The organism is Endozoicomonas montiporae CL-33 (assembly GCF_001583435.1).
Lineage (GTDB): Bacteria > Pseudomonadota > Gammaproteobacteria > Pseudomonadales > Endozoicomonadaceae > Endozoicomonas_A > Endozoicomonas_A montiporae.
Genome location: NZ_CP013251.1, coordinates 1,374,321 through 1,399,195, shown reverse-complemented (window position 1 = coordinate 1,399,195; position 24,875 = coordinate 1,374,321). Strand labels below are relative to the sequence as shown.

Annotated in this window: 26 protein-coding genes; 19 read left to right on the top strand and 7 right to left on the bottom strand. The window is 49.0% G+C overall.

The window, feature by feature from the left end; genetic code table 11:
• The first annotated feature begins 83 nt into the window (after nt 1-83).
• The 4 genes from EZMO1_RS06085 to pstB are packed head-to-tail and all read left to right on the top strand — an operon-like array spanning nt 84 to nt 3,549.
• Nucleotides 84-926: a phosphate ABC transporter substrate-binding protein gene (locus EZMO1_RS06085; protein WP_086936396.1), complete on the top strand. Its 843-nt coding sequence runs from the start codon at nt 84-86 to the stop codon at nt 924-926.
• Between the two features lie 49 nt (nt 927-975).
• Nucleotides 976-1,869, top strand: a complete 894-nt coding sequence (gene pstC / locus EZMO1_RS06080) for a phosphate ABC transporter permease subunit PstC (RefSeq protein WP_034874748.1) — start codon at nt 976-978, stop codon at nt 1,867-1,869.
• The gene (gene pstA / locus EZMO1_RS06075; protein ID WP_082211898.1) at nt 1,869-2,777 is read left to right on the top strand and encodes a phosphate ABC transporter permease PstA; all 909 of its coding nucleotides are present in this window, start codon (nt 1,869-1,871) and stop codon (nt 2,775-2,777) included. Before pstC ends, pstA begins: the two co-directional genes overlap by 1 nt.
• Nucleotide 2,778: 1 nt before the next feature.
• Nucleotides 2,779-3,549, top strand: coding sequence for a phosphate ABC transporter ATP-binding protein PstB (gene pstB / locus EZMO1_RS06070; protein ID WP_034874750.1), 771 nt, complete (start codon nt 2,779-2,781; stop codon nt 3,547-3,549).
• A gap of 181 nt (nt 3,550-3,730) precedes the next feature.
• Here pstB and EZMO1_RS06065 read toward each other — a convergent pair whose 3' ends face one another.
• Nucleotides 3,731-4,018, bottom strand: a complete 288-nt coding sequence (locus EZMO1_RS06065; protein ID WP_034874752.1) for a DUF2288 domain-containing protein — start codon at nt 4,016-4,018, stop codon at nt 3,731-3,733.
• Between the two features lie 97 nt (nt 4,019-4,115).
• On the opposite strand from EZMO1_RS06065, the gene EZMO1_RS06060 reads away from it, so the two are divergent.
• The 5 genes from EZMO1_RS06060 to EZMO1_RS06040 all read left to right on the top strand — a co-directional run bounded on the left by EZMO1_RS06060 (nt 4,116) and on the right by EZMO1_RS06040 (nt 8,473).
• Nucleotides 4,116-5,180 carry an IS701 family transposase gene (locus EZMO1_RS06060; RefSeq protein WP_034873259.1) on the top strand — a complete coding sequence of 355 codons (1,065 nt, stop codon included), beginning with the start codon at nt 4,116-4,118 and terminating at the stop codon, nt 5,178-5,180.
• A gap of 231 nt (nt 5,181-5,411) precedes the next feature.
• Nucleotides 5,412-5,687, top strand: a complete 276-nt coding sequence (locus EZMO1_RS06055) for a hypothetical protein (RefSeq protein ID WP_145912493.1) — start codon at nt 5,412-5,414, stop codon at nt 5,685-5,687.
• 387 nt (nt 5,688-6,074) lie between these two features.
• Nucleotides 6,075-7,472, top strand: a complete 1,398-nt coding sequence (locus EZMO1_RS06050; protein ID WP_061509295.1) for an IS110 family RNA-guided transposase — start codon at nt 6,075-6,077, stop codon at nt 7,470-7,472.
• A 50-nt stretch (nt 7,473-7,522) separates the two neighbouring features.
• The gene (locus tag EZMO1_RS06045) at nt 7,523-8,017 is read left to right on the top strand and encodes a hypothetical protein (RefSeq protein WP_034874756.1); all 495 of its coding nucleotides are present in this window, start codon (nt 7,523-7,525) and stop codon (nt 8,015-8,017) included.
• Nucleotides 8,018-8,098: 81 nt separating this feature from the next.
• Nucleotides 8,099-8,473 (top strand): hypothetical protein, encoded by a 375-nt coding sequence (locus tag EZMO1_RS06040; protein WP_034874758.1) that lies wholly within the window; start codon nt 8,099-8,101, stop codon nt 8,471-8,473.
• 130 nt (nt 8,474-8,603) lie between these two features.
• Here the strand turns inward: EZMO1_RS06040 and EZMO1_RS06035 are convergent, their stop codons facing one another.
• Nucleotides 8,604-9,326: an SDR family oxidoreductase gene (locus EZMO1_RS06035; RefSeq protein WP_034874760.1), complete on the bottom strand. Its 723-nt coding sequence runs from the start codon at nt 9,324-9,326 to the stop codon at nt 8,604-8,606.
• A gap of 137 nt (nt 9,327-9,463) precedes the next feature.
• On the opposite strand from EZMO1_RS06035, the gene EZMO1_RS06030 reads away from it, so the two are divergent.
• From EZMO1_RS06030 to EZMO1_RS27755, 4 genes are read left to right on the top strand one after another with little or no spacing between them, the layout of a single operon-like run.
• Complete coding sequence (locus EZMO1_RS06030) at nt 9,464-10,309, top strand: LysR family transcriptional regulator (RefSeq protein ID WP_051789765.1); 846 nt, start codon at nt 9,464-9,466, stop codon at nt 10,307-10,309.
• 4 nt (nt 10,310-10,313) lie between these two features.
• Nucleotides 10,314-10,919 (top strand): glutathione S-transferase, encoded by a 606-nt coding sequence (locus tag EZMO1_RS06025; RefSeq protein WP_034874762.1) that lies wholly within the window; start codon nt 10,314-10,316, stop codon nt 10,917-10,919.
• 42 nt (nt 10,920-10,961) lie between these two features.
• Nucleotides 10,962-12,296, top strand: a complete 1,335-nt coding sequence (locus EZMO1_RS06020) for a hypothetical protein (RefSeq protein ID WP_222842199.1) — start codon at nt 10,962-10,964, stop codon at nt 12,294-12,296.
• Nucleotides 12,287-12,421, top strand: coding sequence for a hypothetical protein (locus tag EZMO1_RS27755; protein WP_269077865.1), 135 nt, complete (start codon nt 12,287-12,289; stop codon nt 12,419-12,421). Before EZMO1_RS06020 ends, EZMO1_RS27755 begins: the two co-directional genes overlap by 10 nt.
• A 47-nt stretch (nt 12,422-12,468) precedes the next feature.
• Here EZMO1_RS27755 and EZMO1_RS06015 read toward each other — a convergent pair whose 3' ends face one another.
• Complete coding sequence (locus EZMO1_RS06015) at nt 12,469-13,359, bottom strand: LysR family transcriptional regulator (RefSeq protein WP_034874766.1); 891 nt, start codon at nt 13,357-13,359, stop codon at nt 12,469-12,471.
• 440 nt (nt 13,360-13,799) lie between these two features.
• On the opposite strand from EZMO1_RS06015, the gene rsxA reads away from it, so the two are divergent.
• The 6 genes from rsxA to EZMO1_RS05985 all read left to right on the top strand — a co-directional run bounded on the left by rsxA (nt 13,800) and on the right by EZMO1_RS05985 (nt 19,996).
• Nucleotides 13,800-14,384, top strand: a complete 585-nt coding sequence (rsxA, locus tag EZMO1_RS06010; protein WP_034875577.1) for an electron transport complex subunit RsxA — start codon at nt 13,800-13,802, stop codon at nt 14,382-14,384.
• A 19-nt stretch (nt 14,385-14,403) separates the two neighbouring features.
• On the top strand, nt 14,404-14,997 hold the full coding sequence (gene rsxB, locus EZMO1_RS06005; protein ID WP_034874768.1) for an electron transport complex subunit RsxB: 594 nt from the start codon (nt 14,404-14,406) through the stop codon (nt 14,995-14,997).
• Complete coding sequence (gene rsxC, locus EZMO1_RS06000) at nt 14,994-17,423, top strand: electron transport complex subunit RsxC (RefSeq protein ID WP_034874770.1); 2,430 nt, start codon at nt 14,994-14,996, stop codon at nt 17,421-17,423. The genes rsxB and rsxC overlap by 4 nt, the downstream gene beginning before the upstream one ends.
• A gap of 122 nt (nt 17,424-17,545) precedes the next feature.
• Nucleotides 17,546-18,541: an electron transport complex subunit RsxD gene (gene rsxD, locus EZMO1_RS05995; RefSeq protein WP_244886730.1), complete on the top strand. Its 996-nt coding sequence runs from the start codon at nt 17,546-17,548 to the stop codon at nt 18,539-18,541.
• A 5-nt stretch (nt 18,542-18,546) separates the two neighbouring features.
• Entirely contained in the window at nt 18,547-19,293 is a 747-nt protein-coding gene (gene rsxG / locus EZMO1_RS05990; RefSeq protein ID WP_082212019.1) for an electron transport complex subunit RsxG, read from the top strand.
• Nucleotides 19,283-19,996, top strand: coding sequence for an electron transport complex subunit E (locus tag EZMO1_RS05985; RefSeq protein WP_034874774.1), 714 nt, complete (start codon nt 19,283-19,285; stop codon nt 19,994-19,996). The genes rsxG and EZMO1_RS05985 overlap by 11 nt, the downstream gene beginning before the upstream one ends.
• A 77-nt stretch (nt 19,997-20,073) precedes the next feature.
• Here EZMO1_RS05985 and EZMO1_RS05980 read toward each other — a convergent pair whose 3' ends face one another.
• From EZMO1_RS05980 to EZMO1_RS05965, 4 genes are all read right to left on the bottom strand, one after another.
• Nucleotides 20,074-20,958 (bottom strand): hypothetical protein, encoded by an 885-nt coding sequence (locus tag EZMO1_RS05980; protein ID WP_034874776.1) that lies wholly within the window; start codon nt 20,956-20,958, stop codon nt 20,074-20,076.
• 136 nt (nt 20,959-21,094) lie between these two features.
• Nucleotides 21,095-23,368, bottom strand: a complete 2,274-nt coding sequence (locus tag EZMO1_RS05975; RefSeq protein WP_051789767.1) for a hypothetical protein — start codon at nt 23,366-23,368, stop codon at nt 21,095-21,097.
• Between the two features lie 187 nt (nt 23,369-23,555).
• Nucleotides 23,556-24,413, bottom strand: coding sequence for a hypothetical protein (locus tag EZMO1_RS05970; protein ID WP_061509288.1), 858 nt, complete (start codon nt 24,411-24,413; stop codon nt 23,556-23,558).
• A complete protein-coding gene (locus EZMO1_RS05965; RefSeq protein ID WP_145912491.1) occupies nt 24,410-24,751 on the bottom strand; it encodes a hypothetical protein in 342 nt (113 codons plus the stop codon). Before EZMO1_RS05965 ends, EZMO1_RS05970 begins: the two co-directional genes overlap by 4 nt.
• Between the last annotated feature and the right edge of the window lie 124 nt (nt 24,752-24,875).

Below are 24,875 nucleotides of genomic sequence, written 5' to 3'. Positions count from 1 at the left end.
CTACTCTCTGCCTCACAATAGAAATACTTCTGATGTCCAACAAAACAGCCACTGGCTGAGAAGTCAATTAAAGAGGCCACACAGTGAAAAAAGCCATTCTGTCCACTCTCGGCGTTGTCGGTGTTGCAGCCACTCTGGTGGGTTGCGGAGGCGCAGACACCCAGTCCAGTCACTCTGTCAGTGTTTCCGGTTCTACCTCGGTCACCGAGCTGATGGAAGTTCTGGGCGAAACATTTCAGGGCAGCAACCCTGAAGTGGTGGTTGAAGTTCAGGGTACAGGCTCTTCTGCCGGTATCCGTGCTGCCAACGACGGCACCAGCCAGATCGGTATGTCTTCCCGTGCTGTTGCCATCGATGAACTGGCAGACGGTGTAGAGAGGTTTATTCTGGCACACGACGGTATTGCAGTAGTGGTTAACAACAGCAACGGCGTTACCAACATGACCACCGACCAGATTTCTGCCATCTACAAAGGCAAAATCACCAACTGGAACGAAGTCGGCGGTGCTGATAACCCGATTGTTGTTGTGACCCGTGACCCGGCTTCCGGTACCCGTGGAGCATTCGAAGACATTATGTCTCTGAAGATGACTACAGAAGACGGCAAGAAAGTGTCTGCCATTTCTGCCTCTGCACAGGTAGCAGCCGGTAACGGTGCGGTGAAAACCACTGTAGCACAGAATGACTTTGCTATTGGCTACATCTCACTGGGTTCAGTGGACAACAGTCTGAAAGCCCTGACCGTTAATGGTGTTGAAGCCACCGACGCCAACATCAGCAGCGGTGCCTACGGTGTAGCCCGTCCTTTCGAACTGATGTTCAACAGTACCGAACAGAGCGAAGCCAGCCGTGCCTACCTTGACTGGATGCTGACTGACGAAGCTCAGCAGATTGTGAAAGACAAAGGTTACATCTCGGTAATCTGATCCTGATACAACGCTTTTCTAAGGCCGGTAAACCACGTGTTCACCGGCCATGAGTTATTACTGGAGAGTCACACAAACCATGACACCCAACATGCGACAGGTTCGGATCGACAAATCATTCCACAGCCTGTTTTTCCTGAGTGCCCTGGTCAGCACCTTTGCCGTAGCCACTATCGCCGTCTTTATCTTTATTGAAGGATTACCGGCGCTTCAGAGTGTGGGTGTTGGAGAATTTGTGACCGGTTCTGTCTGGAACCCACCAGGTTACTTTGGCATTCTGCCCATGATCAGTGGATCGGTTTTCTCCACACTGGGTGCCATTGCCATTGGCGTTCCCATGGGTCTGCTGACAGCCGTATTTCTGGCAGAAATCGCCCCGGAACGAGTCGCCTACGCCCTGCGAACCGCCATTGAACTGCTGGCGGGTATTCCTTCTGTTATTTATGGTTTCTTTGGTCTGGTGGTTATCGTCCCCCTGATCGAACAGATCTTTGGTATTCCAGCCGGTAACACGACACTGGCCGGTATTATTGTGTTGGCTATTATGATTCTGCCAACCGTGATCACCCTGTCTGAAACGTCGTTGAGAGCCGTTCCTCAAACCTACCGCGAAGGTTCCCTGGCGCTGGGTGCTTCTAAAATTTTCACCATTTTTAAAGTGGTTATTCCTGCTGCCCGCTCCGGTATTCTCACCGGCGTTATTCTGGGCATTGCCCGCGCCATTGGTGAAACCATGGCGATTATCATGGTCATGGGTAATGCACCCATGATAGCCGGTCTGCTGCAACCGTCCCGAACGCTGACCGCCAACATTGCACTGGAAATGTCCTACGCCAGCGGTCTGCACGCCAACGCCCTGTATGCGACAGGTATCGTACTGTTTATCTTTATCATGCTGCTGAACTCTGCGCTGCTGTACCTCAACCGTAAGAAGGTGTCCTAATGACCAGTCTGGTATCTGAACAGTCTATTCCTGCGGGTAAAGAAACCTCTGTTGACCTGAGCGCAGGACAGAACAAACGACGGATTCAGGACAATATTGTCATTGGCCTGATTGTACTCTCTACCGTTGGCACAACCGGAGTCCTGACCTGGATTCTGTGGCACATTGTCAGCAATGGCATTGCCCACGTGGACTGGGCGTTTCTGACCACCAATTACACCCGCACTGGCAGCACTTCCGGTATCTGGCCGATGATTGTCAGCACGGTTTATATGATCGGCCTGTCTCTGTCCATCGCGGCCCCCGTTGGCATTATGGCAGCCGTGTACCTGACGGAATACGCCAAGCCGGGCAGCAAAGTAGTTAAACTGATTCGCTTTGCCACCGAAAGTCTGGCGGGTATTCCTTCTATTATTTACGGCCTGTTTGGTTTAACCCTGTTTGTGTCCACACTCGGCATGGGTTTTTCCATTCTTGCCGGAGCCCTGACCCTGAGCATTCTGATTCTGCCAGTGATCATTCGTACCACTGAAGAGTCTTTGATTGCAGTGCCTCAGACCTATCGTGAAGGCTCCTATGCACTGGGCGCTTCCCGCATCTACACCATCTGGCGTCTGATTCTGCCCAATGCCCTGCCCGGTATTATTACTTCGATCATTCTGTGTATTGGCCGGATTATCGGTGAATCCGCTCCGGTGTTTTTGACCGCCGGTATGGTTGCACGCATTCCTAACTCTGTATTCGACTCTGGTCGTACATTGACCGTACACCTTTATAAATTAACCACGGAACTGTTTTCCATCAATGAATGGAACCAGGCGTATGCCACGGCCACCACTCTGGTGCTGATTGTGCTTGGACTGAACGTCCTGACCCGTGTGATTTCCAAATACTTCAAGGCTAACTGATATGCGCACCCCTGAACTGCACCAGAGCAAATTCAAGATTGAAAACCTGAACCTGCACTACGGTGAAAAGCAGGCTCTGTTTAACATCTCCATGAATATTCCTGAAAAGGAAGTCACCGCACTGATCGGGCCTTCAGGCTGCGGCAAGTCCACCCTGCTGCGCACACTGAACCGCATGAACGACCTGATACCGGATACCCGCATCGACGGTTCGGTACAGCTGGATAAACTGGATATTTACGGTCAGGTTGATGTGCAGCGCCTGCGCATGAAGGTTGGCATGGTATTCCAGAAAGCTAACCCGTTCCCCATGAGCATCTACGACAACATCACCTACGGATTACGAGCCCAGGGCATTTACAACCGCCGTACACTGGATGAAGTGGTGGAAGAGTCTCTACGCGGTGCCGCACTGTGGGACGAGGTAAAAGACCGTCTGAAAGATTCAGCTCTGGGACTGTCCGGTGGTCAGCAGCAACGCCTTTGCATTGCCCGAACCATCGCCATGAAACCCGATGTTATTCTGATGGATGAACCCACCAGCGCCCTAGATCCTATTGCCACTGCACGGGTTGAAGACCTGATGGACAAGCTGAGTCAGGATTTCACCATTGTGATAGTGACCCATTCCATGAACCAGGCGCGTCGTATTTCCAACAAAACCGGTTTCTTTCTGATGGGCGAACTGATCGAGTTTGACGACACTGACAAACTGTTTATGACGCCATCCGATGAACGAACTCACGACTACATTACCGGACGCTTTGGTTAAGTAACTGGAGTTACGCACCCTCTACGAATCATCAAGATTTCCGAACGAGGTCATTGCTCTGTAGCCCTGATTCCTTCGTTTAAGGTGCGTAACATCAGTTAAGTAATAGTTAGTCTGAGCAACACCGCACATATTCTTCGTTGGTTTTATCCAAAAAAGAATGTGTGCGGTGTGTCTTTTTTCAGGAACGATCCTGCACCAATACCCAGGGACGAACCACCACACTCCACAGTTCTGTATTGTCTTCATGCCACTGAAGCGCCTGCTGATCGGTCACCTTTACTAACACCCTCTCATTCAGCCACTTCTGTACCAGCTGTGTATCATCCACTGACACCGCACAAGCCGCTTCAACCAAGTCCAGCGATGCCGAGACATTCAGCACAACCCCCTGTGCAAAAAAGCGCTCCAGTTCTTTCCAGTGAATCCGCGCCGTTTCAAGATTCAGTTTTTCTTTTACTTCCTGCATGAGTTCTCTTCTTAACCATTTGAATCTAAATGAAATTCTATCGCACCAGTGATTAACTCATGTTACGCACCCAGAAAAATCTGCCATGCTTTAGAGCATGAACACAGAGCTGTTTGAGCTGTATAGCGATTACCTGCTGTCCTCATTCGGCAAAACGACAGCTACACAGCTGTCATCTTTGCTGGACGGCGCATACAGCCATGATCAGGTAACACGCCTTCTGTCCCGTAATCACTTCGACAGTAAGACTCTTTGGCACCATGTTAAAGCCGTTGTGCGTCAGGAAGAGCGCGATGATGGAGTACTTATTGCCGACGACACTATTCAGGAGAAACTCTACACTGATGAGAACGACCTGATTGCATGGCACTTTGATCACACCTTTGGTCGTTCGGTAAAAGGTATCAACCTTCTCAACTTTGTTTACCATGTCGGTGATATCTCTATTCCCGTGGCCTACAAGCTTATCGAAAAGCCTATTCAATACTCCGACGTAAAAACTAAAAAAGTTAAACGCAAGGCTGAAACCACCAAGAACGAAGACTTTCGGGAGATGCTGAAAGTTTGCTGTGATAATCAGCTCAAATTTCGTTACGTGCTGGCAGATAGCTGGTTCTGTTCTAACGACAACATGCTGTATATACGACACGAATGCGATAAGCATTTTGTCATGGCCAGCAAGTCAAACCGGAAGGTTTCGCTGAGTGAGGAAGATAAAAGTCGGGGGCGCTCACAGCGCATAGATTCCATTGATTTCTCAGAAGAAAAGCCTATCAAAGGCTGGATTGCAGGCGTGGACTTCCCCGTTCTGCTGTTCCGGCAGGTCTTTACAAACAAAGATGGCAGTAAGGGCATTCTCTATCTGATATGCAGTGATCTTGAGTGTGACGCAGAGGCTTTGAAGGCGATCTACAAAAAACGGTGGAAAGTTGAAGTCTTCCATAAAACACTCAAATCTAATGCGTCAATGGCCAAGTCACCGACTTATACAGTTTTGACGCAGAGTAATCATCTGTTTATGTCGATATATTCGGCATTTCGTCTCGAGGTGCTGGCTAATAAGCTTGATTTAAACCATTTTGAGTTGCGGGCAAAGCTTTATCTCACTGCATTGAAATCATCGTTCCAGAAACTTCAGTCGATGAAGGGGTGCGTAACATGAGTGATTAATTAAACCAACCTTAGTTTCGTATCGTTATTCCTTGGCTATACTAATTCGCCACACTCAATAGCACCTGCATCAAGCCTACAGACTATAAACACAATTTTCGATCAGGATTGAGTATTTAGGGACATCGAACTTCCATAATTCATTAACCGAAGTGAGATGTGTGAAATGTTCAAAAAAAAATTGCCACTCTCAACAGTCTCTGAAAATTTAAGCAGACATTGGTTGATATCAACCAGTCTGATTCTATCCCTGACTGCCAGCACCGCGTATTCAGTCCCTCCGACCAAGGGTGAAGGTTCTGGAACAGCCAGTTCAGCTGATGCTGCACTACCCGGCCAGCAACCCGGGCTTAATGCCAATCTGCAGCAACTCAGCTTACAGCCCGAACAAGGCGCCTCAGCCAATATCGGTGAGGATGACAGTGTGGATGGAAGGCTGCTGGATGGTTTTGTTGCTGAGGCTGACGGCTTCTGGCAAAAAATTATCAGGCACTTCTGAGTAACCTTTTTGGCGAAGACCATGTGGATGGTGCGAGTGATACCTTTCCTGCCCTTGACCGTGTGACTGAGTCACTCACCGTGCTTGGAATTAATGCAGCCCTGCAAGCCATAGTGGATAATCCAGAGCGCTCCAAGCCGGGCTCGGCTGAACATCTATGAGTAACTTTTCTCCCAACTACTGTCTACATGCCTATGATAGAAAGGAAGACATACCCGGACCAGAGACCGTAAACACACTGGTGCCTTTTGCCCGTTCGAGAGCGTGGTCGGGGAGCTGGCGACAACATCACTGATGACGCAATATGCGATCTCGTTCGGAAGAATGCGAATCATCGACAGCCCCATATCCGGATATGCCTTCGCACGGAAGTATAGAGGGTAAATCATGTCTCGCCGCAGCACATCCAACCGTTCCCATTCTGACAGAGTCAAAAAGCGTATTGCCGGACATCTGGAGAAAATCAATCTCTTTGCTGCTGGTATTGATATCGGGTCAGAGTCACATTTTGTTGCTGTGCCAGAAGAGTTAGATGAACAACCGGTGCGTTCGTTTGGCTGTTTTACCGCAGACCTTGAAGCTATGGCTGACTGGCTCGTAAAGCTTGGCATTACCACCGTTGTGATGGAGTCAACCGGAATTTACTGGATACCTGCGTTTGAAATACTGGAATCCCGGGGGCTTGATGTAAAGCTGGTCAATGCACGACATGTAAAGAATGTTGCCGGACGTAAGTCTGACGTTCTGGACTGCCAATGGCTTTTGCAGTTACATACTTACGGATTGCTCAATGGCGCGTTCCGCCCGGATGAACAGGTTTGTTCATTGCGATCCTATAGACGACAACGTGACACTCTTGTTGGCTACCGTGCTTCCCACATCCAGCATATGCAAAAGGCACTTCGACAGATGAATCTGTTACTGGATAATGTGGTGACTGATATTACCGGAAAAACCGGTATGACTATTATCCGCGCCATACTGAATGGGCAGCGGAATCCTGTGGAGCTGGCCAGATATCGTGACAAGCACTGCAAAAAATCCGAGGAAGAAATCGCCAAATCCCTGAAGGGGCATTATCGGGATGAGCATGTATTTGCTCTGCGGCAAGCTGTTGAACTTTACGATACTTATGATGAAAAAATCAGGGCTTGTGACAAAGCTCTGGAACAGAAGCTCAACACATTTGACAGCAAAGATGATAAAGACTCTCAAAAGCCTTCTACGCCAGATAAGCCTTCAAAAAAACGGAAGTCCCGTTGCGCTCCAGACTTTGATGTGCGTTCAGAGCTCAACCGGGTGAGTGGTGTCGATCTGACTGATATCGACGGCATCGACGAAAATACGGCTCTGAAGATTGTTTCAGAAATCGGTTTGGATATGAGTCGATGGCCTTCCGCTAAACATTTTGCCTCCTGGTTAGGGCTCTGTCCCGGAACCAAAATATCCGGTGGTAAAGTTCTGAACCGGAAAACCAAGCGTTTGCCAGGCGCAGCCGCAACAGCATTCAGGTTGGCGGCTTATTCACTGACCAGATCAAAAAGTGCTTTGGGTGCTTATTACCGAAGAATGCGAAGCAAGCTTGGTGCTCCAAAGGCGATTACGGCAACAGCACATAAGCTGGCAAGGCTGGTTTACAGTATGCTCAAACATGGGAGTCAGTATGTAGATGAAGGTCAGGAATATTTTGAGCAGCGTTACAGAGAAAGAGTTTTAAAAACCCTGAAGCAGAAGGCTAAAGATATGGGCTTCACATTAACGCCGGTTGAAACTGCTGTCGGTTAGGGGCTTGCTAACCGGCGAGCTCAGGGGGAGTTACTCAGAAGAGCTACACATTGATCGATGTTTATTATCTTCTCTGGAGAGTGGCACAACATATCAACGACCCCGGTTTAAGCAGGGCCTTATCTGCCAATGCCATAATACTTAACCGCTTCCTTAATCAAGGTGGAGTGAATTTCAACCAGCTCAATCAACAGATAGCCGAGAGGGAGGCATTACTGGGCTCATTGGGACATTTACAGCAAGCCCTGAGTAATGGTGATGTAGACGGTTCCATTGCTGAAATGCTGACCCAGTTTGTCTTCGATGACCTTTATAACAGTGTTCACGCGACTGCTTTAAATGCGTTCACCCAACAACTCACTGCTGGGAATAGCAACGCTCAGGCCACCCGTACCCTGACGTTTCTGTATGAAATTGCACAGGTTGTATCAGAACGCTTTAATGGGAGCTACTCCGTTAATGGCAACAATCTCGCCTACGCCAGAAGCCGGGCGTGGTACTTCCTTTTCCATCAGCTTGGATACGGAGAACGCTCACCCACCTAGAATCGCAACCTTTACTCAGCCTATGTCTCTTTCACTGCGTTATTCTGGGCATTTCTTGGTCATCAGGATGAAGCGTATAACATGCTGATGGAACTCTCGGGGATAGAACCGGCATTCGCATTAGGTGAGCATACCCGTGAAATGCATTCCATTGTCAACTGGGTGGTGAACGGAAATCTTGCCATGCTCTCTGATCCATCAATGCAAGGCCTACGAACACAGATTGTAAAAGCGCTGTTCTTCATGGCGAAATATCCATTCCGTCCTCACTCTCCTCATAACGTTGTTATCGCAGGTCGCAGTCAGGTACTTTGGGAGCTCTATAAATCATTAGGGCCATTGTGCAGAGCCGAACCCAACCTGTTCAGCTTTAACCCGGCATTATTACCTGAAATAACCAATGAGGAAGAATTAGAAAAGAGCAGGAAAGAGTGCAGCGTGCAAAGGATAAACTGACAAAAGAAACCTTGAAACCCAAAAAGAGCTGGAAATTCTGGAAAGGCAAAAAACAAAATAAATAGTCTCTGACTGATCACAACGAGAAGCCTGCTATCGGAGCATAGCAGGCTCTTTTCTGTTGAATAAGTCAGGGCTGCTGCCGGGTTGCCGCTACCACGACTTCACGCACACAGACATTTTGTGGCAGTCCGTAAGAGAACGAGACACAGGCGGCAATATCTTCAGGAGTAATAGCGCCACCAATGCTGTCTTTCCAGCCTTCATAACCTTCTTTGATTTCATTAGAAGTAGTATGGCTCAGCAGTTCCGTTTCAACGGCACCCGGGGCAATGACAATCACACGAACATTGTCGTCAGCAACCTCTTCCCGCACCGTTTCTGTTAAACCGTGTACGGCAAACTTGGTACCGCAATATGCGGCATGATTCGGGAAGCCTTTGATGCCTGCTACAGAGCTGATATTGATAATGGTTCCACCCTTGCGCGCCTGCATGGGTTTCACCACGGCATGGATACCATTCAGTACACCCTTAACATTCACATCAATCATCCGGTCCCATTCGTCCGGGTTCTGCTCTGTCACCAGCCCCAATAACATCACACCCGCATTATTAACCAAACAGTCGGTTGGCCCGTACTTCGCTTCCGCTTCTTTAACGGCTTCAAGAACAGCGACACGATCGGTCACATCAACCTTTCTGCACAAGGTTTCTGGCAGATCCAGAGCTTCAAGCCGCTCAACCCGTCTCGCCAACAGCAACAGAGGGTGACGCTGTGCACTGAAAGCGCGAGCGATCGCTTCACCAATTCCGGAACTGGCGCCTGTGACAACAATTAACGGTTTGCTCATATCAACTCTCCTGTATGCTACCTCGTTTCAGGACAGCGTTACTCTAACGTTCTGCCACCACTGTTTGAAATATCTATTAATTAGATCATTCATAACTTTTAATTATCTTTAGCCAGACTAACTGGTCAGGTACATCAATGGATATCCGACTACTCAGACAGTTTTCCACCGTTTATGAAGAGCAGAGCATTTCCAGAGCCGCAGAGCGCAGTTTTGTTTCTCAACCTGCACTGTCAAATGCCATACGACAGCTTGAAGAAGAGTTAGGCTGTCTGCTGTTTTCCCGCAGTAAAAAAGGCGTTACACCTACCCGTGAGGCAGAGCAGCTTTATCCCATGGCGCTTCGTATGATTGCCGAGATTGAGAAAATCGCCTCGGTATTGAAACAACAACAGAATCGTGAAAAACTCTCACTGGCTATCATGCCAGAGCTACCACACCAGTATGTAGCAGCCTTTTTACATCATATTCAGCCACTACTGAGTGAGCACGAACTATTATTAACCCAGCTTGACCAGAAATCACCGGCACGGCTCATTCTGGACATAATGAAAAACGACGATGAGCTGTTTCTGCCCATCTGGCGTGAAGAGTATGTTCTGTGTGTTCATCAAAACAATGCGCTGGCAAAAAAGACAACGGTTACCGTTCAGGATCTGCATCAGCAACCTTTTATTATTTGCCCTCCATGTGAAGCCCATCAAAGAACGCTGAGCTTACTCAGTCAGTTTGATATGGAGGTAGATATTGTTGCAAGCACCGCCAGTAAAGATCAGGTAGCGATGTTATTACTGGCGAATCACGGCATTAGCTTTCTGCCGGAAGGCATGGCACGACAATATCCCGAGATTCTGGTCAAACCCTACACTGGCGTCAGTGACTACCGTCAGGTCGGGCTCGCCTGGTCAAGTCTGCAACCGCCTTCACCTCTGCTTCAGAAGGTCATTGAAAGGTGTCGATCCATGCCGGTTATGACAAGATAAGCTAATGACAAAATCACCTGTACTCTACACTTTTCGCCGTTGCCCCTATGCCATGCGGGTAAGACTGGCGATTGCCATCAGCCAGCAGTCGGTTGAATACCGGGAAATCACCCTGCGTGATAAACCTTCCGTAATGCTGGCTGCTTCTCCAAAAGGCACAGTCCCGGTACTGGTTTTACCCGATGGACAGGTGATTGATGAAAGTCTGGATATCATGCGGTGGGCACTGAACCGGAACGACCCCGACAACTGGCTACAAGGCGATAGTCAACTCATCCATCAATGTGACAACCAGTTTAAATTCTGGCTGGATCGCTATAAGTACGCAGACCGCTATCCGGAGCAGTCCGCAGAATATTACCGCCAGCAGGGTGAAACTTTTTTATCCCTGCTGGAAAGCCTTTTGCAAACAGCCAAAGGGCTCAGCTGCCTCCACCTGAGCGTGACTGACTATGGTATCGCTCCCTTTGTGCGCCAGTTTGCCCATGTAGACAAAAACTGGTTTTACAGCAGTCCCTACCCAAACCTGATTCGGTGGCTGGACAATATTCTTGGTTCAGAGCTGTTTGAGTCAATCATGGAGAAGCGGGCTGTCTGGCAGACAGAATAAATTTTCAGACAAAAGACAAACAGAAAAGCTTTTTTTCTGTAAGTGTCGGTTTTCTGTGGATTTAAATCACCAACGATGGTCGATGGACTGAAAAAACACTATTATGTAACTGGAGTTACGCACCCTCTACGAATCATCAAGGTTTCCGAACGAGGTCATTGCTCTGTAGCCCTGATTCCTTCGTTTAAGGTGCGTAACATCAGTTATGTAATAAGCCCGATCAGGATGGTGAATACAGGTCTGCCGATACCGCTTCCGATAAACCCTCCTAGCCCAAAAGGCTCCAGCCAACAGGTATCAGGTTCTTCTCAGGATAAAGACACAGAACAGTCCAATGAGGAACCACAGACCTCCGGGTCCGCTTATGGCCGAAAGATATCGACCAAAAGTGTTGATTCAGAACTGTCTGGCGCAATGAGCCGCGCATCATTAAGTTCTTCATCCAGCAGTGACTCAGTTTTCTCAGACGTTCCCAATATTACCGATCATGACATCACCGTGATGGATGAAGGCATTGAAACGCCTGTACCCAACCCGCAGGTTCAGCATCTAAGAGGGGGAAAGCGCAGTAGAGGCGGCAGCAGTAGCAGCACTGAATCAGTGTCTGGGCGACTACGGCGCTTTAAAAAACTCAAACATAATCAGGATTTTAAATCATCTTCTCCTTTGTCTGTCGGGGCTGAAGGCACTAAAAGAAAAGAAAACCGTGAGAAAAAAAGAGCCCTGGCCGAACAGAAAAAATTGCTTGAATTGTCAGAAGAAGAGCTAAAGGAAAGACCCTCAGTCACTGAAGCATTACGGACAAAATTGCTTGCGGCTGATCAACAGGAGTTAACAACATGGAGCCATCAGGTCAATCAAAGTCTCGGTGAAGCAGAAAGTCGATTGAAAGCCGCTGGAGCCCATGACATTACCACAGACCGCAAGCTGGATTACTACTTTCGTATCTATCAGTTTAATTCCAACGATATCTCTCTTTTACGCCACTTGCAGGCTTTTGGTAAAGATCGGATCAGGGATCATCTGGCACCTAAAATCTGTCAGGACATCATTGAAGAACAAGGCTATGTTTCCGGCTCCCAATGTGATGAGCTGGCAAACCGAAATCGAATTACACGCCACGAAGCTCAGCAGGCTCGTCAGCAATATCTGTTTGATGCAGATCCGGATGTTAGTGCAGATATCCTTACAGGCAATCTTCATCGATTGATTGGCCGGCCTTATGGGTTGCGAAAAGAGCTCAACCAGCTTGAAAAACAACTTGGAGAGACCGGCTTTCAGCTCAAAAACCTGACTCAACGCTCAAAGATTACTGCGTTCAGAAAAAAATCCGAGACTTTACAAGTAGTGAAACCAGTAGTGATATCATGTCTATAAACGAATTCGTTATGGAAGTAAAGCCCCAGCTTACCAGTGACTTTGGCCCTAAAATACAGGAAAAATATACAGACTGGCCTGAAGATTACCCCTACCAGATGAACCCCAAACTCAGACCCAAATAAACCGCTGATTGCTCTTAAAGCTCACTCTACATAAACACCGTTTCTGCTCACAATACCCTATTAATCTCGGCAACGAGAAAATCCAGAAACACCTGAACCCGCGCAGGCAGACTGCCTTTTTTATAGAAAACCGCCCAGATATCCTTACGCCAGCCCAGATGTTCACTCTGCAACACCGAAACAAGCCGCCCGGATTCAATATCAGCCCGTACATAAAAGTCAGAAGCACAGGCAATTCCCGCGCCTTCCAATGCCAATTCCCGAACCATAGCCCCATTGGAACAGGCGATATCCGGTCGTATTGCCACCCCTTCGAGCTGCCCCTGTTTCAAAGGCCAGAGATTCAGTGATGCAGGCTCGGAAAAACCGATCAGAACATGATTCTGCAACGCTTCCGCCGTTTGCGGACAACCCGCTGCCTGTATATAGGCCGGAGCAGCCACTACCTGCATCCGGCTTTCAGCCAGTCTGCGGGCATTCAGGGTTGAACTGGTCAGTTCACCTACCCGAATCGCCATATCAGCCTGCTCTTCAATCAGATCAATGATTTGCTCGTCACTTGCCAACTCCAGACGAATGTCCGGATAGCGTTTTCTGAAACGAGCTGCCAGCGGAGCAATAATGCACGTTAGCACAGGTGTTGAAGCATTCACCCTGATTAATCCGCAGGGCTTGGTGAAGCTGGATGTCAGCTCCTGCTCCGTCTGCTGCAGATCCTCAACAATACTGCGAGCTCTGGGCAGCAGCCAGCGACCTTCTTCAGTCAGATCCAGCCGTCGTGTGGTTCGGGTCAGCAACCGCACCTGCAAACGCTCTTCCAGACGTGACAACGAGCGGCTTACTGCAGAAACCGTCTGTCCAAGCTGCTCTGCCGCTGCGGAAAAAGAACCTTTTTCAACAATCATCAGAAAAGTCGCCAGCTCATCTGTTCCCATCATATTAATACCCTTCTACCCATCCGCCGTACCCAAATTACCTAGTCCATATGGTCATATTCACAGGCGATACTCTGTGGAATTCTACGATGCACCGAACAGCCAATATGGATATAATCACGCGGATTTTTTTACATCTTTTGGAGCGATATCCGGAAAATTCGGACAATAACCATACGTTTTAAAGGTATTTAGGATCAAATGCATTGTCGCCAGCTACAGTACCGGATTGTGTTGCACCACTGGCGAATAAAGAGTTGCAAGCGGGTTTATAGTTATTCGTTTTGAATCTACCCGGTTAATGTGATTGCACTTTGCATAAATATATACTCCGGTCATCAACCCGGATGACTCTCAATTGATGCTGCGCCTGTTGGTATTTAAAACCCCTTACAGCAGCTATTTTGAAAACTCCGCTATGGACTGAATGAACAATGGATCAAATGAGTGAACTGGTACTGATACTTGTCAGTGCCATACTGGTCAACAACTTTGTACTGGTACAGTTTCTGGGACTGTGCCCGTTTATGGGGGTCTCCAACAAGCTGGAGTCGGCCATGGGCATGTCTCTGGCGACCACCTTTGTGTTAACTCTGGCTTCCATCTGCAGCTACCTGACTTATGAGTACCTGCTGATTCCACTGGGTCTGGAATTTCTGAAGACCATCTCCTTTATTCTGGTAATCGCCGTCGTGGTGCAGTTTACCGAAATGGTCGTGCGTAAAGTCAGCCCACTGCTACACCGCGTACTGGGCGTGTTTCTGCCCCTGATCACCAGTAACTGTGCCGTTCTAGGTGTGGCACTGCTGAACAGTAACCGTATGAACAGTTCACTGGTGGATTCTGCCACCTATGGTTTTGGTGCCGCAATCGGCTTTTCTCTGGTACTGGTGCTGTTTTCTGCCATGCGCGAGCGCATAGCCGCTGCCGACGTACCTGTGCCATTTCGGGGAGCGGCTATTGGTATGATCACCGCCGGTCTTATGTCACTGGCTTTCATGGGCTTTACCGGTCTGATCAAGCTGTAAGGGAGACGACGACACAAACATGGAAATAATTGTTTATGCCATTATCGCCCTGCTGGCTCTGGCACTGACCTTTGGAGCAGTGCTTGGCTTCGCCAGTGTGCGGTTTAAAGTGGAAGGCAACCCCATCGTTGACCAGATCAACGAACTACTGCCCCAGACCCAGTGTGGACAATGCGGCCACCCCGGCTGTCGCCCCTATGCCGAAGCCATTGCCAGTGGTGAAGCCATCAACCGGTGTCCTCCTGGTGGGCAAGCAACCATTAATGCCCTGGCCGATTTGCTGGATGTTGAAGCGGAGCCACTGGACGCCGAAAGTGGTGTTGAAAAGCCTGTCAGTGTTGCTTTTATCCGGGAAGACGAATGCATTGGCTGCACCAAGTGTCTACAGGCTTGTCCGGTGGACGCCATTCTGGGTGCGGCCAAACAGATGCATACCATATTAAGCGACGAATGCACCGGTTGTGACCTGTGTGTCGAGCCCTGCCCTGTTGACTGTATAGAAATGCGCCCCATTGAAGTAACCACCAGAACCTGGCGCTGGGAACTGCCAGAACAACCTCCGGCGTTTACCGGAACACTGATTGCCACGGATCAGCGAGGTGAAACCGTATGAGTTCAGCGCTGATTGACCTGAAAGAAGTGAACGCCAGAGTCTGGCCTCTGACCGGTGGTGTGCATCCTGCTGAAAACAAACATCAGTCGACCGCGACGCCCATTCGCATCGCCCCCTTGCCCAAACGTCTGGTACTGCCGCTGTCCCAACACGCTGGCTCACCTGCAGAGCCTGTTGTTCAGGTGGGGGACAAGGTTCTCAAAGGCCAACTGATCGCCAAAGCAACCGGCTTTGTCAGTGTGCCCTTACATGCGCCTACATCAGGAACGATTGCGGCTATTGAGTTACATGCCATTCCTCACCCGTCCGGTATGCACGACAACTGCATTGTTATCGATACGGACGGAGAAGATCGCTGGTGCGAGCTGAACCCGGTAGACGACTACCGTCAGACAGAGCCAGCACAGCTGGTTGACATCATTCGCAATGCAGGTATTGCCGGTATGGGCGGCGCGGGCTTTCCGTCGGCGATTAAACTGGCTCCGAAAAACCCGGTACATACCCTGATCCTGAACGGCACCGAGTGTGAGCCCTATATCACCGCTGACGATATGCTAATGCGGGAACGGGCAGAACAGATCATTACCGGTGCCGATATTCTGATGCACCTGCTGAAAACAGAACGCTGCCTGATCGGTATTGAAGACAATAAGCCGGAAGCGATTCATGCCATGCGAATGGCTCTGTCTCAGCGACAGGGTCATAACATCAAGGTGGTGGTGTTTCCGACCCGCTATCCTTCGGGTGGTGAGAAGCAGCTGATTCAGATTCTGACCGGACAGGAAGTACCATCCGGCAAACTGCCAGCGGATCTGGGCATTGTCGTACAAAACGTGGGGACAGCGGCTGCCATCGAAGAAGCCATTGTCCATGGCCGTCCACTGATTTCCCGCATTACCACCCTGACCGGTGAAGCACTGCAGACACCCCAGAACCTCCAAGTGTTACTGGGTACACCAGTCAATCACCTGCTTCAGGTCGCAGGACTCAAGCAGGAGCGATTGCACACCCTGATCATGGGTGGCCCGATGATGGGCTTTTCCATGGACGATGCCAGTATCCCTGTGGTGAAAACCAGTAACTGTGTGATTGCTGGCAGCGACATCGAATTCCCGGCAGCTCCACCGGCACAAGCCTGTATTCGCTGCGGCATGTGTGCTGAAGCCTGCCCGACCTCGCTGTTGCCACAACAGCTGTACTGGCACGCCAAAGCAGAAAACCACGACCAGCTGAAACATCATAACCTGTTCGACTGCATTGAATGCGGAGCCTGCTCCTACGTATGCCCCAGTAGTATTCCTCTGGTGCAATACTACCGCGCTTCCAAAGGCGAGATCCGCAGTCTGGAAGCAAAACACGCGAAGTCGGAACGCTCCAAAGTCCGTTATGAAAACCGCCAAAATCGTCTTGAGCGGGAAAAAGCAGAGAAAGAAGCACGACGTAAGGCAAACGCTGAAAAAGCCGCCCTGCTGAAAGCCCAGAAAGCAGCGGGAGCTTCCACACCTTCTTCCAGTGAAGAAACGGACCCGGTAAAAGCGGCTATCGAACGCGCCAAAGCGAAAAAGGCGGCGGGAACAACTGGCAAAGCCGGTAAGCAGGAACTCACTCCGGAACAGAAAAAGCTTAAAATCGATCTGTCGATGGCCAATGCCCAGCTGAAAAAGACCCAGCGTGCATTGAAGAAAGCGGAAGAAACCGGCGAAGGTGATACCGGCAAACTGAAAGCCAATGTTGATATGCTTCAGGCCCAAGCCAATAAGCTGCAACAACAGTTTGATGCCGTTATGTTGGCACAGCCCGCTGCAAAACCAGCGGTTTCCGCCGATGAGAAAAAGCTCAAAATTGAGCATGCGATGGCGAAGGCTGCCCTGAAAAAAGCGGAACGTGCACTGACACAGGCGAAAGACAGCGGTGAAGGTGATATTCAGGCTTTGCAGGCAACCGTTGACGATTGTAAGACGAAAGCCGACAAACTCGCTGCTCAGTTGGATTCTGCCGCAACACCCGCTGCCAAACCAGCACCTTCCGCAGAAGACAAAAAGCTGAAGATTGAGCAGGCCATGGCAAAAGCCGCTCTGAAAAAGGCAGAACGAGCCCTTGCCAAAGCACTTGAAGAAGACAGTGCAGAAACACAGGCTCTTCAGGAATCGGTGGACGAGTGTCGTACAAAACTGAAACAGCTAACGCTAACGCCTGTTGCTGCCGAGCCTTCTGCTCAGGCTGACAAGCCCAAACCGGCAAAGCCAGCGCAAACCGATGAAGTTAAAAAGCTGAAAATCGAGAATGCCATGGCAAAGGCCGCTTTGAAAAAAGCGCAACGGGCGGTGGATCAGGCGGATGCCACGACCCCTGAACTGGAAGCAGCACTGAATGCTGCAAAAGAAAAAGCAGCAGCCGCTCAGGAAGCGTTTGAAGCACATCTATAAAATGGACGACAGGGGTTGAGGCTAACTCAACCCGGTCGCCTGATGACGATCTGGTAAACAAGATGACTCTGGTTCGACAGACATCCCCACACGCTCGCGGCCCCAAGAGCACGCAGCAAGTGATGAAGCTGCTTCTGATAGCAGCTATCCCCGGCATACTGGCACAGACCTGGTTCTTTGGCTGGGGTGCCCTGATCAATCTGGTCTGGTGTTCTCTGGTGGCACTGGGAGCAGAAGCCCTGATCCTGAAAATGCGGAAACGGCCTTTAGGCTTTTTCCTGTCTGATGGCAGTGCCGTAGTCACCGCCGCGTTAATGGCTTTGGCCTTACCGCCATTTGCGCCCTGGTGGCTGACACTGACCGGCGTCGCCTTTGCCATCATCATTGGCAAACAGCTGTACGGTGGACTGGGCAACAATCCGTTTAACCCTGCCATGCTCGGTTATGTGCTGCTGCTGATTTCCTTCCCGCAAGAAATGACCCAGTGGCTGGCACCGAATGGGCTGCAAGGGCACGTGGGCAGTTTCTCTGATGCCTTTAACAGTATTTTCCCGATCTTCGGTCAGGGCGTTCAGCTGGATGCCATCAGTATGGCAACGCCACTGGATATTGTTCGTGAAAACAGCACTCTGACCATGGCAGAGCTGCGTGACACCAACAAAGCACTGGGTGCCATTGCCGGTAAAGGCTGGCTTTGGGTAAACCTTGCCTACCTGCTGGGTGGTGTGTTCCTGCTGTATAAAAAAGTGTTCACCTGGCATGCGCCGGTTGGCATGCTGGCTGCTATGACCGTGATGGCAACCCTGTTCTGGGGCGGTACCGGTTCCGGCAGCAACGGTTCACCACTGTTTCACCTGTTCAGTGGAGCAACCATGCTGGGGGCATTCTTTATCATTACTGACCCTGTCAGTAGTGCTACCAGCACCAGAGGCCGACTGATTTTCGGTGCGTTGGTGGGCATTGTCGCCTATGTAATTCGTGCCTGGGGTGGCTATCCGGACGGTGTCGCTTTTGCCACACTGCTGATGAACATGGCAGCGCCGACGATTGATTACTATACACAGCCTCGTACCTACGGTCACAAAAAGGCCAACAAGGGACTGCCGAAGACGGATTGATGGTGATGAGTAAGACTGAACCCGTGAAAAATACACTCGTAAATAGCATTGCCCGAAACAGTCTTGGGCTGGGTCTGTTTGCCATTCTGACCGTCGGGCTGATTGCGACCACCTACGTGTTTACGGAAGATCGGATTGCCAGCCAGATTCGTGCGTTTGAGGCCCGGGCACTGGAAGAGATTCTGCCACTGGATACACACGACAACTCTCTACTGGATACACAAGTCAGTATTCAGCCTGAGGGACTACTGGCTAATGCCACTGAAAAGCATGCCTATGTCGCCTTTCGTGGCAATCAACCGGTTGCCGTCATTCTTCCGGCGACAGCGCCCGACGGGTACTCTGGCCGAATTGAACTGCTGGTTGGCATTTATGCCGACGGTACCCTTGCCGGTGTCCGGGCGGTTAACCACAAAGAAACACCGGGACTGGGTGACAAAATCAACACCTACGTCACGGACTGGATACTGAGCTTTACCGGAAAATCGCTGAATAATCCGAAGCCAAGGCACTGGGCAGTCCGTAAAGACGGTGGCGACTTTGACCAGTTTGCCGGGGCCACAGTGACGCCAAGGGCAGTGGTAGCCTCGGTGTACCGAACCCTTAACTATTTCGCCGGGCACAAGGAAGCTTTGTTTAAACAAGGTGCTGAGGCAATGAAAAACCATCCGAATGCCCGGGAGCTACAAAAAGATGTAGAACAAGAGCTACAAGGTGTCAGAGAACTAAAGGAGCAACACAATGGCAAATGATTCCGCATCCAGAATTGCTCTGAATGGTCTGTGGAAAAACAACCCGGCACTGGTTCAACTGTTGGGCTTGTGTCCGCTGCTGGGTGTGTCCAACAGTGTCGTCAACGCACTGGGACTGGGAATTGCCACCATGATGGTGGTGATGGGTTCCAACATTGTGGTTTCCCTGATTCGTCATCAGGTCACAGATGCCATTCGACTGCCAGTATTCGTGATGGTCATTGCCTCGCTGACGACCTGTATTGAATTGCTGATGCAGGCATACACCTACGAGCTGTACCGTATTCTGGGTATTTTTATTCCATTGATCGTGACGAACTGCATTATTCTTGGACGTGCCGATGCTTATGCCTCTAAAAACCCGGTGTTACCTGCTGCCTTTGACGGGTTAATGATGGGTACAGGCTTCGCAGCCGTGCTGGTATTGCTGGGCGCTATGCGTGAGCTGATTGGTCAGGGCACTCTGTTCTCGGGCATGGATCTTCTGTTTGGTCCAATGGCTGAAAACTGGGCGCTGGTCGTATTCCCCAACTACAAACAGTTCCTGTTTGCCATTCTGCCACCGGGTGCTTTTGTTTTTATGGGTTTGCTGATTGCCTTTAAGAATGTGATCGACAAGAAGCTGGAAGACGCACGCAAGGCGAAAGAGCCGCAAAAGGAAACTGGAAGTCGTCGTGTACGGGTGACAGGCAATATCAGTTAACTGCTTTCTGCTACCAACTTGACCCGGCCTCGTCCCGGTGAGCTGGGTCAATAATGACTCGTCAGAAGCTGCTGTCGTTAATCCACAGGTTCTAACGTTATTTGCTGTTCCACAGCTGCGTTCAACACTTCAAAACGCTGCAAGCTTTCTATTACCTTTTTGTTCTTGTCCCATTCTCCTACAAACACACTCCTTGAGCCTTCGCTGTTGGTATAAAGAAGAAGCAACCGTGAATCCTGACAATCATACAACAATGGCTCAGGCACTATTGGCGAGTCGTTGTACAGAACCCCCTGACGTTGTAATGTCATTTCTATACCTTCGTCATCAAACTCTACTTTCATTAAATCGCTTCTCTGGATCCCTTCGTAAATACCGTCTGGAATTGAACAACTGGAAGAGTTCTGCAGCTCCTGATCGTAAAGCACTTCCATTTTATTAAACCTCAGGTACTTTTTGTCTTCCCCGGAACTAAAGCGAAAACTAAAGTGTGAGAGCTGGGGCAGTTCAACTAAAATTTGTCTGACTTCGATGCTGTATAGCCCTTCCAAAACCCCTCCCGCATGGAACTCAGAGTCTTTATCACTAGCCTGCCAGCTCAACACCAAGCGGTCTCCAGAACAGTTGTATTGTAGTTTTAGAAATGAGACTGGCCTGACTTTAGGATACTCAACAAACCTTCCAACGACTGGAATATGAAAAAGGACAGCCGACTCTATTTGCATAAATCCAGTCATCAATATGCGCTTATCTGCATCCACAATAAGCATCAAATGGCCTTTCAATCGATACAACAAGTCATCACTGTAGTTAGTCGGATTGAACAGCAAATCCATGTTTTCAGGTTCCGATTCATCACGGGTGGAAACATAAACCCCTGATTCAATGTTGCAGCTCATCGTTGCATGGCTACTGACAACAAAGATCAGGGTAAGTGTAAGCAGTAAAGTCTTTATAAACACATCAATTCCTTTTGATCTGTTATTTCTTACTTAACAATAACCCAACAATAACTCAACAATAACTCAAAAATACAACCCTGAAAATTTAGTTCTATTCAGCCCCTGCTTACACAAAGGGCTGAATACACGCCTCTGGTTATTTTCTTTTCCAGCGACAGGGCTCTCCCATGAGCTTTTCAAATTTTAAAAATGCCTGCTCGCCTCTGGACAGATTCATATCGGCACTTATATTGGCATTCATCCATGCAGTATTAAAATCTTCCTTAATTCTGGCAGGTACCGGTTTACCCTGAACATCCAGACTTTGCATCAATCCGCACAGCGAGCGTCCACTTTTGCGATTGTTGTACAAATCGTTCTGGAAAACATCTTCAGCCATGGCTGCTTGCTTCATATCATCATTTTTCAACGCCTGCTTCAGATAGGCAAAACCTAATGACTCACGGCTGGTGTAATACCAGTCCGGTGGCTCATTATAATTCAGGTTATCCTGAATACTGACAGCCGTATTCCATAACCGGATTATCGTCTGGTCACTGGTCTCTGTTTCCCATTGACACTCTGCCGAATTACAAAACAGATCCTCATACAAGGGTTGGGTAACACCTTCTGAAAAAGGCTTTAGAATAATATCCCAGTGCTTCAAGCCTTCGCTCTGTCCGGTTTGAGTTGTTAGCCATTTTGTCATTAAGTTGATATTGGCAATACGGATCAGCTCTACTGCCTTGTTATTTCCATACTTCAAATCTTCAGCGAGGTTATTGCTGACTGACTCCCAAAACAGAGTGATAAAGTCTTGATCCAACTGTTCTTCCATGGGTACAAACGGAGGGATAAGAGGAACAGACAACATCTGGCTGGCATTGGCATAATCACGGATCATATTGGTGTAAGGAATTTCTATTTCTTTCCACTCAGGGTTTGCCTTTGCACATGCTTTATTAATCGCTTCCCAGCCTCCGGAATCACCATTAACATCATATATCATGTCGTTAATCAGCTTGAGGTATTCTGCGTTTTGAAAGCGTTCGGCATAATAAAGTGCCGCGGCAAAAAAATAATCAACCTTGGTTTTTATCTCACCCTCGTAGACTTTACACAGATAAGCTTCAGTACTGTACTTTATGGTATTTTCCACCAGCTGCTTCGCCATAGTCAGCGAGTCGTTTTCCCTGCCTTCTATCGATAATGTCCAGGTGAGAAAGTGGATGTTGTGACCCAGATAATGCAATGGATAGGCGTCATCTTCTTTCACTTCCGACATATACGACCGGTCCACCTGAACCGCTCGAAAGTTGGCTGCACTTGACGCCGCATTGTCACCAATTCGCTGATAAATATGAGACGTCATATGCACCAGATGCCCGGACGATGGCGCCAGTGTTTTCAACCGGTCAGCCATCGGTACCCCTGCTTCAGAGAAGGGTGACTCTTCTATGGCGTGTATAAAAAAGTGATTGGCACCAATGTGTTCAGGGTCCTGAATCAGTACTTTATTCAAAACTTCTAAAGCCAGAGCGGCTTCGGGGGTTGGCTTAACATCGTCGGATGTTTCTATAACACCGTTCCACCATTCCCATGGATTGATATTCAGCAATGCATCTGCATACAAGGTGGCGGCGTCAAGATCCTGTTTGTACTTCTGCGATAGCTCCCGCATTTTTTCCGCATAGATTTTTTTCGTGTCATCGGTAACAAATGTTCTATTACCTTCGGACAGATAGAGCTGCCGAAAGGCGTCAGCATAAGCGTGTTGACGCTCCAATTCTTCCCTGAAAAACAGTTCCTGATATTTAGGACTGTCAAGTTGCTCTTCGGCAAGTGCCAATGCCCTGTGTGCCGAGGCGTAAGCCAGTCGATCACAACCGTTCGTAGCGTTACTGTTTATATTGGAGTTCGCAGACAGGGCAATGCCCCAGAAAGCCATGGCAGCGTGTTTATCGTAATGAGTGGCTTTATAAAAGGATTTAATGGCTCTGGGAAAATTAAACCCATACTGCAAAATCATGCCCTGACTGTAATACGCCTCTACCGGCTGACTGCCATCGTACAGCTGTAATAATTCCGGATATTGATCCAGTGTGGCATCTACTTTTGAAACCAGTGGATATCTGACATCCCCAAGACCAGACAGCAAATTGATTTGCTTAATATCCTCCTCTTCTACCCTGCTGACGCACTCTTTCAGAATCTTAGGATAATCCTCAAATATTTCATCCTTAGTCGGCGTAACAAACTTTGAATTAATGCAACTACTGTCACTTGCTTTGTCACAGGCAGGTACCATTGCCTGTTGTTGCATGCTTTTGGCTTTATGCTTTCCGCCGCCATGGGCATAAATCTGACTGGCAAAAATAATCGCTAATAGAGCAGAGCTCCTTTTTAACGTCTCGGTAATTATCCGCAACATTCCATTTCTCCCTCAAGTCCCTGTGATGGAGTGTATAATTATTACTCAACTATTTTATTCAAGTACGACTTATGTCTCATAATGGATAGATTCATTGGATTCGGCAAACATTGGCAACAATTAACACCCTACAAAACTTCTATTTACTCCCCAATACAAAAGGGTGAAAGTCTCATATTGACTGGTACTATAATTCCAAGTCACCTTTCTGCATGGGGAATGGGATGACATTGTCCATACCCACTTCCGTGACCTTGGCGCAGTAGGTCACCGCCAGTAACTTCCAGCCATTGTCGAACATGCCACTCTGAATTAATGACCTTGCTGTCAAAATACCTTGGCCTCCGGGATGCCGCCACCTCATTCCAGAACACTTCATTCGCTGCGTTACCAAGGTTTTACAAGTAGCCTCAATAACCCCTGAGCCTATTGGCAAGTTGTGCGACAAGTGTTCAGCATAGTTCATGCGGGTTCGATTACTTCTGAAGTACTCCAGCTCTGTTTTCAACTTCGATCGACGAGGGTGTCGTTTATGCTGGTAAGCCAGAGCTTTGATGACTTTTTCAACACCTTCGGGCTCCTCTTTGAGGATGTGGCGATAGGTGATGAACTTTTCTCTGGATTTGTTGCTGTTTTCACCATAGGACAGGTCAAACGCTTTCTTCAGGTGCTCTGCGGCATGATAGAAGTCTACAACCTCGTGACCTTCAGGGAGTTCATTGGCAAGGTAGGTCCAGTTGTCTTTTGCCCCATCAGCGACTTTAACAAGCGTCAGATCTGGCCTCTGTCGAAGAGCTTCGCTCAGGAGTGCGGAGAGTGATTGTTTCAAAGTCACTTTCTTGCTTTCAGGCATTCGACTCATCCTGACCGTTGAGAGGCGTTCACCCTGTGCATCGTAAAACGACAATGTTCCACAACTGGCCTCCTGACAGCCAGCAGGGCCACGGGTTCGCTTGCCATCGACTCTATTCTGTTCCCGCTTTTCCTGACGTTTACCATCTTTCATCGGCAACATGACGCCATCAAGAGAAGCGGCCGCAGTCACAGCTTCTTCAGGAACCTTGACGCTTTCCCAGAGAAAGTCTTCAAAGGCTTCCCTATTGGGTTCCCACTGCGCATTGAACTTTTGGGTAGTCTGGCCAGAGAGCTTTCCGAGGGCGTCATGTTCCCTATCAGATCAAGTAGGCTTTTAGCCTCTCCGGGAGGCATTTGCGCAACCATCCAGACAGCTTGTTTAGCTGCTTTTGGTGTCCAATACCCCTCTACAATACCTGCCTGTAGCTCCAAAGGGATGATAGAGTGATCCTTACCGTTACGATAGAGCGTACGCAAAACCCGGACAGGGCCGACAGCGGATTGATAAGTTTCTGAAGATCGCAACACCCGATGGTAACAGACACCGCTTACCTCAATCGCAGGAACGTCAATATCAAGCCCGGTCAGGTCTTCTGCCAGAACGCTTTGCTCTGCTTCGATAAAGAGTTTATGGATCTCACCTTGGTAGTGG